Source organism: Mesorhizobium sp. RIZ17, assembly GCF_051127865.1.
In the GTDB taxonomy this organism is placed as follows: domain Bacteria; phylum Pseudomonadota; class Alphaproteobacteria; order Rhizobiales; family Rhizobiaceae; genus Mesorhizobium; species Mesorhizobium humile.
Genome location: NZ_CP147861.1, coordinates 5,481,533 through 5,494,701 on the forward strand (window position 1 = coordinate 5,481,533; position 13,169 = coordinate 5,494,701).

Below are 13,169 nucleotides of genomic sequence, written 5' to 3' on the forward strand. Positions count from 1 at the left end.
GATTCAACGTTGTTGCAGCGCACAAAAACACTTACATCATGGACGGCAATTGCACCTGGCGAGGTGGAATGAAATGAGCGAAACCGAGCATAAAGTCGTTGTCGTCGGCGCCGGCTTCGGCGGCCTCGAACTCACCCGCGCGCTGGCTGGATCTCCGGTGCGCATCACCATGATCGACAAGCGCAACCACCATCTTTTCCAGCCGCTGCTGTACCAGGTGGCGACGACATCACTGGCGACCTCGGAGGTTGCCTGGCCGATCCGGCATCTGCTGCGCAACCGCAAGGACGTCACGACCCTCCTGGGCAACGTCACCGGCGTCGACCGCGCCGGCAAACGCGTGCTGTTCGAGGACGGCGGCTCGGTCCCCTACGACACGCTGGTGCTCGCCACCGGCGCGCGCCATGCCTATTTCGGCCATGACGAATGGGAGCCGTTCGCGCCGGGGCTGAAGACGCTCGAGGACGCCACGACGATCCGGCGCCGCATCCTGCTCGCCTTCGAGCAGGCCGAGCGCGAAACCGACCCCGTCAAGCGTCAGGCGCTGCTGACGCTCGCCATTGTCGGCGGTGGGCCGACCGGCGTCGAACTGGCCGGCACCATCGTCGAACTCGCGCATGACACGCTACGCGGCGAGTTCCGTAACATCGACACACGCCAGGCGCGCGTCGTGCTGATCGAGGCCGGCGACCGGATCCTGGCCAATTTCGCGCCGCAGCTTTCCGACTACGCCCGCAAGGCGCTCGAGCGGCTCGGCGTCACCGTCGAGCTCGGGCGTCCGGTCACCAGGCTCGACGCCCAAGGCGTCGTCTTCGGCGACAGGCATCTGCCGGCAAGGACGATCATCTGGGCGGCCGGCGTTGCCGCTTCGCCGGCGGCCGAGTGGCTGGGGGCGCCGGCCGACCGGGCGGGACGGGTGATCGTCGAACCCGACCTCACTGTGCCGGGCAATCCCGACATCTTCGTCATCGGCGACACCGCGCATGTGCTGCGTCCAGATGGAAAGCCGGTGCCGGGCGTGGCGCCCTCGGCCAAGCAGGAAGGCAAGCATGTCGCCGCGACGATCAAGGCGCGGCTCGCCGGCGACACGGCAACGCGTCCTTTCCAGTACCGGCATGCCGGCGACCTTGCGACGATCGGCAAGCGCGCCGCCGCCATCGATTTTGGCTGGATCAAGCTCACCGGCTGGCTCGCCTGGTGGCTCTGGGGCATAGCCCACATCTATTTCCTGATCGACTTCCGCAATCGCCTGGCGGTCTCGCTTAGCTGGCTATGGATATATTTGACTGGCCAGCGCAGCGCGCGCCTGATCACCCAGGGCGACGACGACAAAAGCTGATTTCCTCGCCGTCGCCTGCTTCATCGACGCGTCACCTTCTCGTGATCGAAAGGCTTTTCCGCGCGCGTGGACTCAACGTGTCTTCAGCGCCATGCTCCATGGCTGGGGCAGGGGTCGTCGCGTTGTCGAAGAGGAGAAGAAAATGTCACGGCTGCCCGTCTCCCGTCGCGGATTTTCCCGCCGCGAATTCCTGGCCAGCGCCGCTGCCGGCGCGACGCTGATCATGCTGCATCCGTTCTCAGCCCGCGCCGCAGCCAACCAGGCGCATCTCAGGATCATGGAGACGACCGACATCCATGTGAACCTGCTGCCTTACGATTACTACGCCGACAAAGCGAACGATACGATGGGCCTGTCGCGCACTGCCTCGCTGATCGACGCGGTGTGCAAGGAAGCCGCGAATTCGATGCTGATCGACAATGGCGACCTGCTGCAGGGCAGCCCGATGGGCGATTACATCGCCTACGAGAAAGGCATGAAGGACGGCGACCTGCACCCCGTCATGAAGGGCATGAACCTGCTCGGCTATGAATGCTCGACGCTCGGCAACCATGAGTTCAACTACGGCCTGTCCTTTCTCGACAAGGTGTTGGCCGGCGCCAATTTCCCCTTCGTCTGCGCGAACCTGATCCGCGGCACCACGCTTGCCACGAACCCGCGCGACGACAAGCTCTATCTCAAGCCCTATGTCATCCTCGACAGGAAGATCAAGGACGGGGCGGGCGCCGAGCAACCGATCCGGATCGGCGTCATCGGCTTCGTGCCGCCGCAGATCATGGTCTGGGACCTGAAGAACCTCGAAGGCAACGTCCAGACGCGCGATATCGTCGAGGCGGCCAAGGCCTGGGTGCCGCAGATCAGGGAAGAAGGCGCCGACATCGTCATCGCGCTCTCGCATTCCGGCATCGATATCAAGCCGGGCGACAAGATGGAGAACGCTTCCTTCTTCGTCGCCGGCGTCGAGGGCATCGACGCGGTCTTCACCGGCCACCAGCATCTGGTCTTCCCCGGCAAGAAGGATTTCCAGGCGCTCACGGGCGTCGACACCGAGAAGGGCACGCTGCAGGGCAAGCCGGCCGTCATGGGCGGCTTCTGGGGGTCGCATATGGGTCTGATCGACCTGCTTCTGGAGCGCGACGGCTCGAAATGGCGGGTGGTCTCGGCCACCTCCGAGGCGCGGCCGATCTATGAGCGCGTCGACAACAAGAACAAGGCGACGGTCGGCGACGACAAGCGCATCATCGCCGCGCTCGAGCAGGACCACGAGGCGACGCTTGCCTATGTCCGCCGCCCCGTCGGCAAGACATCGGCGCCGCTCTATTCCTATTTCGCTCTCGTGGCCGACGATCCGTCCGTGCAGATCGTCAACCAGGCGCAGAGCTGGTATCTCAAGGACATATTGAAGAGCACGGAGTGGAAGGACGTGCCGCTGCTCTCGGCGGCCGCACCCTTCAAGGCGGGGGGCCGCAACGGCGCCGACTACTATACCGACGTTCCGGCGGGCGATATCGCCATCAAGAACGTCGCCGACCTCTATCTCTACCCGAACACGGTGCGTGCCGTCGAAATCACCGGCGCCGATGTGAAGGAATGGCTGGAGATGTCCGCCGGCATCTTCAACCATATCGAGCCGGGCAAAGCGGATCAGCCGCTCATCAACACCGACTTCCCATCCTACAATTTCGATGTCATCGACGGCGTCAGCTACAGGATCGACCTGTCGCAGCCGCCGAAATACGATGCCAAGGGCGGCGTCGCGAACGCCGGCTCCAATCGCATCGTCGACTTGAAATTCGACGGGAAACCGATTGATCTGGCAGCGAAATTCGTCGTTGCCACCAACAATTACCGCGCTGGCGGCGGTGGCAATTTCCCCGACATCAATGCCTCGAAGATCATCTATGAGGCGCCGGACACCAACCGCGACGTGATCGTGCGCTTTGTCATCAGCGAGGGCACGATCAATCCGTCGGCGGACGACAACTGGTCCTTCGCGCCGCTGCCCGGCACCAGCGTCGTCTTCGAGACCGGACCGCGGGCCAAGGATTTCATCACCGACGTGAAGTCCTTGAAGATAGAGCCTGACGACGAGGGCGAGGCAGGCTTCGCCAAATACCGCATCACGCTGTGATCCGGCGCTACCGGCTGTGCGGTCTGGCTAGAGCTGGCCGCGCACCGGGCGCGGCCCTATCGTCTTCCGCTGGCGCCAAAGCGGCCCCGGCAAAAAGCAGTGAACTGGCAAAATCGCGCCTTTGCCACTCTGGTTCCGGCCGTCCACATGCGATAGTTTTAGCCATGCGTTATGTGATCGTCATCGCCGCCATCACCTTCTTCCTGCTCTGGGACGGCCTCTACAATCGCGGTCACTACCTCGACGTGACCGTGCGGGAAGTGTCGCGCATCGTGCGCTACGTTACCGGGTAAGGTCTCGCCGCTTCGCATCGCGGCGCGACATCGTTGCCGGTTGACGCCCTGGCATTGCTCCCACAGAAACACCGCTGAACCGAAGACCAGGGAGGCTGGCTTGATCCGGCACATCGTTTTCTTCAGCGTGCGACGCAGGGAAGATGTCGAGGCTGTACGCTCGGGCCTGCTGGCGCTCGGCAAGATACCTCACTCGAAGCATTTCGAGGTGACGCTCAACACCAAGGTCGATCTGTTTTCCAACGCGATCGATGTCGTCGTCTATGCCGAGTTCGAGGACGAGGCGGCCCTTGCCGCTTACAAGGCGCATCCGATTTACGCGGACACGACCAGCAAGGTGAAGCCGCTGCGCGAACTGCGCTATTCGGCGGATGTCGTGGCCGCGGCCTGAGCCGACAGAGCACGCTCCATTGGTCCGCCGCTCTTGAACCTCAGGCCGGAATGGGGCACACCGCGCCGGCATGATCAAAAGCTCCGCCCATCCGCTCGACCATCTCGTGCTGCCAACCGGAAGCCTTGATGCCGCTCGAACGCGTCTGGCCTCGCTCGGCTTTGTCGTCGCGCCGACAGGCATCCACCCCTTCGGCACGGAGAATGCCTGCGTCTTCTTCGCCGACGGCACCTATCTCGAGCCGCTGGCGTTGGGAAATGAACAGGCGACGGGACAAGCGGTTGCGGCCGGCAATGTCTTCGTAGCGCGCGACCGCCTTTATCGCGAGCGGCTGGGCGAGGAGGGTTTTTCCGCCGTCGTGCTTGGAACCGGCAATGCCGATGCCGACCATACGCGCTTTGTCGAAGCCGGCCTGTCGGCCGGCGACATGCTGGGTTTTTCACGCGCCTTCACCGATGCGAACGGCAAGAGCGATACGGCGTCGTTCAAGCTGGCCTTCGCGGTCGGCAAGGAGGCGTCGGACGCATTCCTCTTCGCCTGCGAGCGCGTCAACGCGCCGAAGATCGATCGCACGGCGCTCCAGGCGCACGCCAATGGCGTGACCGGCATCGTCGAAGTGGTTGCGGTCAGCGGCACGCCTTCTGCGCAGATCGGGCTGATCTCGATCGCCGCCGGCGCGAGTGCCGACGACCTCGGGGCGGGTGACACGGTGCGGCTGCCGAACGCAATCCTGAGCGTCGTCACGCCCGAAACCTACCTGCAGCGCTTCGGCCTTGTGGCCAAGCCGTCGCCGCATTTGCGGTTTGAGGCGATTATCTTCTCGATCCGCGACAAAGCTTCTGCCGCACGCACGCTTGCGGCCGGCGCTGTCGATCACAACATGAGCGACAATGATATCGTCGTTGCGCCGGCGCCCGGGCAGGGTGCCGCCTTCATCTTCCGGGAGATCCCATGAACAAGCCCCTGGCGCCCAATGCATCGGTAACCGTCGGCAACGTCATCTTCGCCAACAATGCGCCGCTGTCGCTGATCGCCGGCCCGTGCCAGCTTGAATCGCGCCAGCACGCTTTCGACATGGCCGGCGCGCTGAAGGAGCTGACGGAACGTCTGGGCATCGGCCTCGTCTACAAGACCAGCTACGACAAGGCCAACCGCACCTCGCTGTCGGCAACGCGCGGCGCCGGCCTCGATGCGGCGATGCCGATCTTCGACGACCTGCGCAAGGAGTTCGGGCTCCCGGTGCTGACCGACGTCCACACCGAGGAGCAATGCGCGATCGTAGCCCCGCATGTCGATGTCCTGCAGATCCCGGCCTTCCTGTCGCGCCAGACCGACATGCTGGTCGCCGCCGCCCGGACCGGCAAGGTCGTCAACGTGAAGAAGGGCCAGTTCCTGGCGCCCTGGGACATGAAGAACGTGGTCGCCAAGATCACCGGCTCCGGCAACCCGAACGTGCTGACCACCGAACGCGGCGCCTCTTTCGGCTACAACACGCTGGTCTCGGACATGCGCGCGCTGCCGATCATGGCCGAGATCGGCGCTCCGGTGATCTTCGACGCGACCCATTCCGTGCAGCAGCCGGGCGGGCAGGGCGGCTCCTCGGGCGGTGAACGTCGTTTTGTGGCGACGCTCGCGCGCGCGGCGGTTGCCGTCGGCGTCGCTGGCGTCTTCATCGAAACCCATCAGGATCCCGACAACTCGACATCTTCGGACGGTCCCAACATGGTGCCTCTCAAGGACATGCCGGCGCTGCTGGAAAAGCTGATGGCCTTCGATCGCATCGCCAAGGGACACTGATCCCGAGAGCTGTCTGCTGACCGACCCTGCGCCGGCTTGTGGTTGCACTAAGCCGGCGCTACGCTCGTTTTCGTAACTGAGCGTCTTGGCAGGAGGAAGCCATGTCCGTTGCCCGCGTCACCGAAATCACGTCGTCGTCCAAGAAGAGCTTTCAGGATGCCATCGAGAAGGGCATCGCACGCGCCGCAAAGACCCTGAAGAACGTCGAGGGCGCCTGGATCCAGGACCAGAAAATCGTCGTCGAGGACGGCAAGATCGCTGCCTACCGCGTCAACATGAAAGTCACCTTCATCCTCACCGACAACTAAGCAGCAAGCCGGAACTTTCGTCCGAGCCCCTCATTGTCAATGTATCGCAACGACAAAGAGGAGCACCACCATGACCACCCCGTCCGGGCACACCGAAGCCATTGCGGCCTCGCGCGTCATCGGCACGTCTGTCTACAACACCGAAGGCAAGAGCATCGGCAGCATCGAGGACGTCATGCTTGACAAGATGTCGAACGGCATCATGTTCGCCGTCATCGGCTTCGGCGGCTTCCTCGGCATGGGCGAGAAGTACCACGCGATCCCGTGGGCGACCCTCGACTATGATGAGGATAAAGGCGGCTACGTCGTGCCGTTCACCAAGGAGCAGCTCCAGGCCGCGCCCGCATATTCGATCGAGGAACTCACCGGCGCTGACGGCGAAGCCGCCCGCGATGCTTCATTCCAATATTACCATGTGAAGCCCTATTGGCACCTGATCGCTTGATCGACAGGTGGAAATCGAAAGGCCCCCGCGAAACGGGGGCCTTTGCGCCTCGACGCTACTGCGCCGCTTGGAGGGTCGATAGTTCTAGCGAACTCTGCTGGGGCTTCTGATCGTCGCATGACGTCAGGAACGCCGCCGCGATCAGGAACAAACTCACAATACCGCTCAACTGGGACATGGCGAAACTCCTCCTGTTTCGCCCCGCGCGAACGCGACCATAGACGAGAGGGCCGCGCGACGCGCATGACTTATGATGACAGAAATTTGCGCTTCGTGAATCCTGGGCGCGGCAATAATTGCAGCCCCGCCGATTGCCTTTTGCTCCGCTTTGGCTAAGAGGGGCGCGACGCTTCAATCGATCAATCGGGGACATCGCAAATGACCGCCATCATCGACATTGTCGGGCGTGAAATCCTGGACAGCCGTGGCAATCCGACCGTCGAGGTCGACGTGGTGCTGGAGGATGGCTCCATGGGCCGCGCCGCCGTGCCGTCTGGCGCATCGACCGGCGCGCATGAGGCGGTCGAAGTCCGGGACGGCGGGCCGCGCTATCTCGGTAAGGGCGTTCAGCGCGCTGTCGAGGCGGTGAACGGCGAGCTGTTCGAGGCGATCGGCGGCATGGAAGCCGAGAACCAGATCCATATCGACCAGACGATGATCGAGCTCGACGGCACGCCGAACAAGAGCCGCCTCGGCGCCAACGCCATCCTTGGTGTGTCGCTGGCTGTCGCCAAGGCCGCCGCGGAAGCCGCGGGCCTGCCGCTCTACCGCTATGTCGGCGGCACCAAGGCGCATATCCTGCCGGTGCCGATGATGAACATCATCAATGGCGGCGCGCATGCCGACAACCCGATCGACTTCCAGGAATTCATGATCCTGCCGATCGGCGCGCCGACGCTGCGCGACGGCGTGCGCTGGGGCTCGGAGATCTTCCACACGCTGCGCAAGAAGCTCAAGGATGCCGGCCACAACACCAATGTCGGCGACGAAGGCGGTTTCGCTCCCAACCTGAAGAGCGCGCCTTCGGCGCTCGATTTCATCATGGAATCGATCGAGAAGGCCGGCTTCAAGCCGGGCGAGGACGTGGCCCTCGGCCTCGATTGCGCGGCGACCGAGTTCTTCAAGGACGGCAATTACGTCTATGAGGGCGAGAAGAAGACCCGCGATCCGAAGGCGCAGGCCAAGTACCTTGCCAAGCTCGCTGCCGACTATCCGATCATCACCATCGAGGACGGCCTTGCCGAGGACGATTGGGAAGGCTGGAAGATCCTGACCGACCTGATCGGCAAGAAGACCCAGCTTGTCGGCGACGATCTCTTCGTCACCAACACGGCGCGGCTGCGCGACGGCATCCGCATGGGCGTCGCCAATTCGATCCTGGTCAAGGTCAACCAGATCGGTTCGCTGACCGAGACGCTCGACGCGGTCGAGACCGCGCACAAGGCCGGCTACACCGCCGTCATGTCGCATCGCTCGGGCGAGACCGAGGATTCGACCATCGCCGACCTCGCGGTCGCTACCAATTGCGGGCAGATCAAGACCGGCTCCCTGTCGCGCTCCGACCGCATGGCCAAGTACAACCAGCTCATCCGCATCGAGGAAGAACTCGGCAAGCAGGCACTCTACGCCGGCAAGTCGGTGGTCAAGGGCTGATCCAGCCTGTTCGAACAGTATGGAAAGGGCGGGGCGTTCCCGCCCTTTTTCGTTTCCGGCAGTCCTGCAAACCGGTCGCCCGTAACCGTCCATTAAGCACAATCGGGCGAAATACGACTCATGGCCGCTTGCGTTCGCGGCCGCGAGGGTTCGGGTCATGTGGACACGTCAGCACAAGCAGAGAAACACCGGCAGGCTGATCATCCCCTCGCTTTGCGTGCTCTTCCTGGCCTATTTCGGCTTCCATGCCTATCACGGCGAATTCGGCATCTATTCCAAATATCGGCTGCAGGCGCGGACGGTCGAACTGCAGGCCCAGCTCGATGCCGTGAAGGCGCGCCGGATCGACTTCGAGCGTCGGGTCCAGCTGATGCATGAAGGCACGCTGGAGAAGGATATGCTTGACGAGCAGGCCCGAAAGGCGCTCAATCTGTCCCAGCCCGACGAAATCACCATCATGTTGCCCGCTCCAACGAAATAACCGAACTTCGGTTAATCATCTTTATTTTCAATGATTCTAATCGCTTAGATGCATGCCAGCCATGCATTTTTCAGCATGGCGCAATGCATTCTTGCGTGTTAGCCTCGCGCAAATCGGTGGGGAGACGATCGATCTCCCTGAATGTCCGCGAAGAGACGCCAACAGGGAGTGACGCATGGCCACCGCCGCCAAAAAAGCGCCCGCCAAATCCAGATCCGACAAACAGCCCAATCTGTCAGCGCCCAAGCCGGCGGATTTCACCAAGCAAGAAGAGTTTTCCGCCTACCGGCACATGCTCTTGATCCGCCGCTTCGAGGAGAAGGCCGGGCAGCTCTACGGCATGGGCTTCATCGGCGGCTTCTGCCACCTCTATATCGGCCAGGAGGCCGTCGTCACCGGCATGAAGATGGCGCTGATCGAAGGCGACCAGATGATCACCGCCTATCGCGACCACGGCCATATGCTGGCGATGGACCTGTCGCCGCGCGGCGTCATGGCCGAGCTCACAGGCCGCCGCGGCGGCCTGTCGAAGGGCAAGGGCGGCTCCATGCATATGTTCTCCAAGGAGAAGCATTTCTATGGCGGCCACGGCATCGTCGGCGCGCAGGTGTCGCTCGGCACCGGTCTCGCCTTCGCCAATCGCTACCGCGAAAACAAGAACGTTTCGCTGACCTATTTCGGCGACGGCGCCGCCAACCAGGGCCAGGTCTACGAAAGCTTCAACATGGCCTCGTTGTGGAAGCTGCCGGTGATCTACATCATCGAAAACAACCGCTACGCCATGGGCACGTCCGTGTCGCGCTCGTCGGCCGAGACCGACTTCTCGCATCGCGGCGCTTCCTTCAAGATTCCTGGCATCCAGGTCGACGGCATGGATGTCCGCGCCGTGAAGTCGGCTGCCGACCTCGCCACCGAATGGTGCCGAGCCGGCAACGGGCCGCTGATCCTCGAGATGCAGACCTACCGCTATCGCGGCCATTCGATGTCCGATCCCGCAAAATACCGCTCCAAGGAGGAGGTGCAGAAGATGCGCTCCGAGCACGACCCGATCGAGCAGGTCCGGGTGCGGCTGCTCGACAAGAAGTGGGCAAGCGAGGACGAACTCAAGACCATCGACAAGGAAGTCCGCGACATCGTCGCCGACGCCGCCGAATTCGCCCAGAACGACGCCGAGCCGGATCCGTCCGAGCTCTGGACCGACATCGTACTCTAAGGAGAGGGCAAGGACATGCCGATCGAAATTCTCATGCCCGCGCTCTCGCCGACGATGGAAGAGGGCAATCTTTCCAAATGGTTGAAGAACGAAGGCGACAAGATCGTCGCCGGTGACGTCATCGCCGAGATCGAGACCGACAAGGCGACGATGGAGGTCGAAGCGGTCGACGAGGGCACGCTCGCCAAGATCGTGGTTCCGGCCGGCAGCGAAGGCGTCAAGGTCAACGCGGTCATCGCCGTGCTTGCCGTCGACGGCGAGGACGTCGACAAGGCCGGCGAGGGCATCGGCGAGGAAGAGCCTGCCAAGGCTGAAGCGGCGCCGGCCCCGGCACCCGCCGCGGCCAAGAGTGAGGCCGCCGCTCCTGTCGCCGCAGCCCCGAAGACGGAGATCGCGGCCGACCCGGACATTCCGGCCGGCACCGAGATGGTTTCCACCACGGTACGCGAAGCGCTCCGCGACGCTATGGCCGAGGAAATGCGCCGCGACGGCGATGTCTTCGTCATGGGCGAGGAGGTCGCCGAGTACCAGGGCGCCTACAAGATCACGCAAGGGTTGCTGCAGGAGTTCGGACCGCGCCGCGTGGTGGACACGCCGATCACCGAGCATGGTTTTGCCGGCGTCGGCGTCGGCGCGGCAATGGCCGGGCTGAAGCCGATCGTGGAATTCATGACCTTCAATTTCGCCATGCAGGCGATCGACCAGATCATCAACTCGGCCGCCAAGACCCTCTACATGTCCGGCGGCCAGATGGGCGCACCGATCGTCTTCCGCGGTCCCAACGGTGCGGCGGCGCGCGTCGCCGCCCAGCACTCGCAATGCTATGCCGCCTGGTACAGCCATGTCCCCGGCCTGAAGGTGGTGATGCCCTACACGGCCGCCGACGCCAAGGGCCTGCTCAAGGCGGCGATCAGAGACCCGAACCCGGTCATCTTCCTCGAGAACGAGATCCTCTACGGCCATTCCTTCGACGTGCCGAAGCTCGACGATTTCGTGCTGCCGATCGGCAAGGCGCGTGTCCACAAGCAGGGCAAGGACGTTACCCTCGTCTCCTTCGGCATCGGCATGACCTATGCGGTCAAGGCGGAGGCCGAGCTGCGCGGCATGGGCATCGATGCCGAGATCATCGATCTGCGGACCATCCGCCCGCTCGACTTCGACACGATTATCGCTTCGGTGAAGAAGACCAACCGTCTCGTGGTGGTGGAAGAAGGTTTTCCGCAGAACTCGGTCGGCGACCACATCGCCAACCAGGTCTCGCAGCGCGCCTTCGATTTCCTCGATGCGCCGGTGATCACCATCGCCGGAAAGGACGTGCCGATGCCTTACGCGGCGAATCTCGAAAAACTGGCGCTGCCCAATGTCGGCGAAGTCGTCGAAGCGGTCAAAGCCGTCACCTATCGCTAGGAGACCAAGCGGATGCCGTCTCTCTGGGTTCTGGCCGCCGTCATTGTCCCTACCGTTGCCGTCGCCTTTTTTGTGCGCTCGATGACCGGGAAATTCGATGCGGTTTTGCTGATGCTCAGCGGTGCTGCCTCACTCGTCTTGGCAATTGTTGCGACTGGTTCCGCACAGGTTGATCAGAGCGGTGGCATGATGAGCCTCGAAATGAGCAAAAGCAGCTTCCATTTCGGGGTCTTGCCACCGGTTTTTATCGTCGCCACGCTAACCGTCATGCGCGGCCTGTTCAAATTCATTCAGGAGTGAGCGATGCCAATCAACATCACCATGCCGGCGCTCTCGCCCACCATGGAGGAGGGCAATCTTTCCAAATGGCTCGTGAAGGAGGGCGACAAGGTTTCGCCCGGGGATGTGATCGCCGAGATCGAGACCGACAAGGCGACGATGGAAGTCGAAGCCGTCGATGAAGGCACGGTCGCCAAGCTGGTGGTTCCGGCCGGCACCGAAGGCGTCAAGGTCAACGCGCTGATCGCTATCCTGGCCGGTGAGGGCGAGGATGCAGGCTCCGCGGCCAAGAGCGGTGGCGCTGAGCCAAAGGCCGAAGCTCCGAAAGCGGACGCTCCGAAAGCCGAAGCGCCCAAGGAAGCGCCCAAGCCGGCGGCAGCCGCCACGGCGCCCACGCCGGCGAAAGCCGAGCCTGCTCCCGTCGCCAACGGCCACGCCGCCGGTGATCGCGTCTTCGCATCGCCGCTGGCCCGCCGCATCGCCAAGGATGCCGGCGTCGACGTAACGGCGCTGACCGGTTCCGGCCCGCATGGCCGCGTGGTGAAGGTGGATGTCGAGGCTGCGATCGCTTCCGGCGGCGCCAAGGCCGCGCCGGCTGCGAAGGCGCCCGCCGGCACTCCGTCCGCTCCGGCGCCCGCGCCGAAGCCGATGTCGGACGACCAGGTGCTGAAGCTGTTCGCCGAAGGCTCCTATGAGCTCGTGCCGCATGACAACATGCGCAAGACCATCGCGCGCCGCCTCGTCGAGGCCAAGTCCACCATCCCGCATTTCTATTTGACGCTCGACTGCGAGCTCGATGCGCTGCTGGCGCTGCGCACGCAGCTCAATGCCGCGGCCCCTATGCGGAAGACCGACAAGGGCGAAGCTCCGGCCTACAAGCTCTCGGTCAACGACATGGTGATCAAGGCGATGGCCATGGCGCTGATGGCGGTGCCGGATGCCAATGCGTCCTGGACGGACAGCGCCATGGTCAAGCACAAGCACGCCGATGTCGGCGTCGCGGTGTCGATCCCCGGCGGCCTGATCACGCCGATCATCCGGCATGCCGATGAAAAGACGCTGTCGGTCATCTCCAACGAGATGAAGGACCTGGCCAGCCGCGCCAGGAGCCGCAAGCTGAAGCCGGAAGAATATCAGGGCGGCACGACGGCGGTGTCTAATCTCGGCATGTTCGGCATCAAGGACTTTGCCGCCGTCATCAACCCGCCGCATGCGACGATCCTGGCGGTCGGCGCGGGCGAGGAGCGGGCGGTGGTCAAGAAGGGCGAGATCAAAATCGCCACCGTGATGTCGGTGACGCTCTCGACCGATCATCGTGCCGTCGACGGCGCGCTCGGCGCGGAGCTGCTCGGCGCCTTCAAGCGCTTGATCGAGAACCCGATGAGCATGCTGGTCTAGGACGGGAAAGGCGGTGCGGAAATTCTTCACCGGC

14 protein-coding genes are annotated in these 13,169 nt (G+C 63.3%); all 14 read left to right on the forward strand.

The window, feature by feature from the left end; genetic code table 11:
• Positions 1 to 73: 73 nt before the first annotated feature.
• Positions 74 to 1,339: an NAD(P)/FAD-dependent oxidoreductase gene (locus tag WDX12_RS26690; protein ID WP_434722593.1), complete on the forward strand. Its 1,266-nt coding sequence runs from the start codon at positions 74 to 76 to the stop codon at positions 1,337 to 1,339.
• 142 nt (positions 1,340 to 1,481) lie between these two features.
• Complete coding sequence (locus tag WDX12_RS26695; RefSeq protein WP_434722594.1) at positions 1,482 to 3,470, forward strand: bifunctional 2',3'-cyclic-nucleotide 2'-phosphodiesterase/3'-nucleotidase; 1,989 nt, start codon at positions 1,482 to 1,484, stop codon at positions 3,468 to 3,470.
• A 164-nt stretch (positions 3,471 to 3,634) separates the two neighbouring features.
• Positions 3,635 to 3,763, forward strand: coding sequence for a hypothetical protein (locus tag WDX12_RS26700; RefSeq protein ID WP_320297939.1), 129 nt, complete (start codon positions 3,635 to 3,637; stop codon positions 3,761 to 3,763).
• A gap of 100 nt (positions 3,764 to 3,863) precedes the next feature.
• Positions 3,864 to 4,154, forward strand: coding sequence for a Dabb family protein (locus WDX12_RS26705; protein ID WP_140829801.1), 291 nt, complete (start codon positions 3,864 to 3,866; stop codon positions 4,152 to 4,154).
• Positions 4,155 to 4,224: 70 nt separating this feature from the next.
• Complete coding sequence (locus WDX12_RS26710) at positions 4,225 to 5,109, forward strand: VOC family protein (protein WP_434722595.1); 885 nt, start codon at positions 4,225 to 4,227, stop codon at positions 5,107 to 5,109.
• A complete protein-coding gene (gene kdsA / locus WDX12_RS26715) occupies positions 5,106 to 5,951 on the forward strand; it encodes a 3-deoxy-8-phosphooctulonate synthase (protein ID WP_434722596.1) in 846 nt (281 codons plus the stop codon). The genes WDX12_RS26710 and kdsA overlap by 4 nt, the downstream gene beginning before the upstream one ends.
• Before the next feature lie 101 nt (positions 5,952 to 6,052).
• The gene (locus tag WDX12_RS26720; RefSeq protein ID WP_112099570.1) at positions 6,053 to 6,259 is read left to right on the forward strand and encodes a dodecin family protein; all 207 of its coding nucleotides are present in this window, start codon (positions 6,053 to 6,055) and stop codon (positions 6,257 to 6,259) included.
• A 70-nt stretch (positions 6,260 to 6,329) separates the two neighbouring features.
• A complete protein-coding gene (locus tag WDX12_RS26725; RefSeq protein WP_434722597.1) occupies positions 6,330 to 6,704 on the forward strand; it encodes a PRC-barrel domain-containing protein in 375 nt (124 codons plus the stop codon).
• Positions 6,705 to 7,082: 378 nt separating this feature from the next.
• The gene (gene eno, locus WDX12_RS26730; RefSeq protein WP_320297935.1) at positions 7,083 to 8,357 is read left to right on the forward strand and encodes a phosphopyruvate hydratase; all 1,275 of its coding nucleotides are present in this window, start codon (positions 7,083 to 7,085) and stop codon (positions 8,355 to 8,357) included.
• A 157-nt stretch (positions 8,358 to 8,514) separates the two neighbouring features.
• Complete coding sequence (locus WDX12_RS26735; RefSeq protein WP_320297934.1) at positions 8,515 to 8,838, forward strand: FtsB family cell division protein; 324 nt, start codon at positions 8,515 to 8,517, stop codon at positions 8,836 to 8,838.
• 175 nt (positions 8,839 to 9,013) lie between these two features.
• On the forward strand, positions 9,014 to 10,051 hold the full coding sequence (gene pdhA / locus WDX12_RS26740; RefSeq protein WP_434722598.1) for a pyruvate dehydrogenase (acetyl-transferring) E1 component subunit alpha: 1,038 nt from the start codon (positions 9,014 to 9,016) through the stop codon (positions 10,049 to 10,051).
• Between the two features lie 15 nt (positions 10,052 to 10,066).
• Positions 10,067 to 11,458 (forward strand): pyruvate dehydrogenase complex E1 component subunit beta, encoded by a 1,392-nt coding sequence (locus WDX12_RS26745; RefSeq protein WP_434722599.1) that lies wholly within the window; start codon positions 10,067 to 10,069, stop codon positions 11,456 to 11,458.
• 12 nt (positions 11,459 to 11,470) lie between these two features.
• Positions 11,471 to 11,758: a hypothetical protein gene (locus tag WDX12_RS26750; protein ID WP_434722600.1), complete on the forward strand. Its 288-nt coding sequence runs from the start codon at positions 11,471 to 11,473 to the stop codon at positions 11,756 to 11,758.
• Positions 11,759 to 11,761: 3 nt separating this feature from the next.
• A complete protein-coding gene (locus tag WDX12_RS26755) occupies positions 11,762 to 13,135 on the forward strand; it encodes a pyruvate dehydrogenase complex dihydrolipoamide acetyltransferase (protein WP_434722601.1) in 1,374 nt (457 codons plus the stop codon).
• The last annotated feature ends 34 nt before the right edge of the window (positions 13,136 to 13,169 follow it).

Excerpts from the sequence above, each read along its gene's own strand:
- WDX12_RS26690 (WP_434722593.1), top strand. The coding sequence starts at position 74 with ATGAGCGAAACCGAGCATAAAGTCGTTGTCGTCGGCGCCGGCTTCGGC.
- WDX12_RS26695 (WP_434722594.1), top strand. The coding sequence starts at position 1,482 with ATGTCACGGCTGCCCGTCTCCCGTCGCGGATTTTCCCGCCGCGAATTC.
- WDX12_RS26700 (WP_320297939.1), top strand. The coding sequence starts at position 3,635 with ATGCGTTATGTGATCGTCATCGCCGCCATCACCTTCTTCCTGCTCTGG.
- WDX12_RS26710 (WP_434722595.1), top strand. The coding sequence starts at position 4,225 with ATGATCAAAAGCTCCGCCCATCCGCTCGACCATCTCGTGCTGCCAACC.
- kdsA (WP_434722596.1), top strand. The coding sequence starts at position 5,106 with ATGAACAAGCCCCTGGCGCCCAATGCATCGGTAACCGTCGGCAACGTC.
- WDX12_RS26720 (WP_112099570.1), top strand. The coding sequence starts at position 6,053 with ATGTCCGTTGCCCGCGTCACCGAAATCACGTCGTCGTCCAAGAAGAGC.
- WDX12_RS26725 (WP_434722597.1), top strand. The coding sequence starts at position 6,330 with ATGACCACCCCGTCCGGGCACACCGAAGCCATTGCGGCCTCGCGCGTC.
- eno (WP_320297935.1), top strand. The coding sequence starts at position 7,083 with ATGACCGCCATCATCGACATTGTCGGGCGTGAAATCCTGGACAGCCGT.
- WDX12_RS26735 (WP_320297934.1), top strand. The coding sequence starts at position 8,515 with ATGTGGACACGTCAGCACAAGCAGAGAAACACCGGCAGGCTGATCATC.
- pdhA (WP_434722598.1), top strand. The coding sequence starts at position 9,014 with ATGGCCACCGCCGCCAAAAAAGCGCCCGCCAAATCCAGATCCGACAAA.
- WDX12_RS26745 (WP_434722599.1), top strand. The coding sequence starts at position 10,067 with ATGCCGATCGAAATTCTCATGCCCGCGCTCTCGCCGACGATGGAAGAG.
- WDX12_RS26750 (WP_434722600.1), top strand. The coding sequence starts at position 11,471 with ATGCCGTCTCTCTGGGTTCTGGCCGCCGTCATTGTCCCTACCGTTGCC.
- WDX12_RS26755 (WP_434722601.1), top strand. The coding sequence starts at position 11,762 with ATGCCAATCAACATCACCATGCCGGCGCTCTCGCCCACCATGGAGGAG.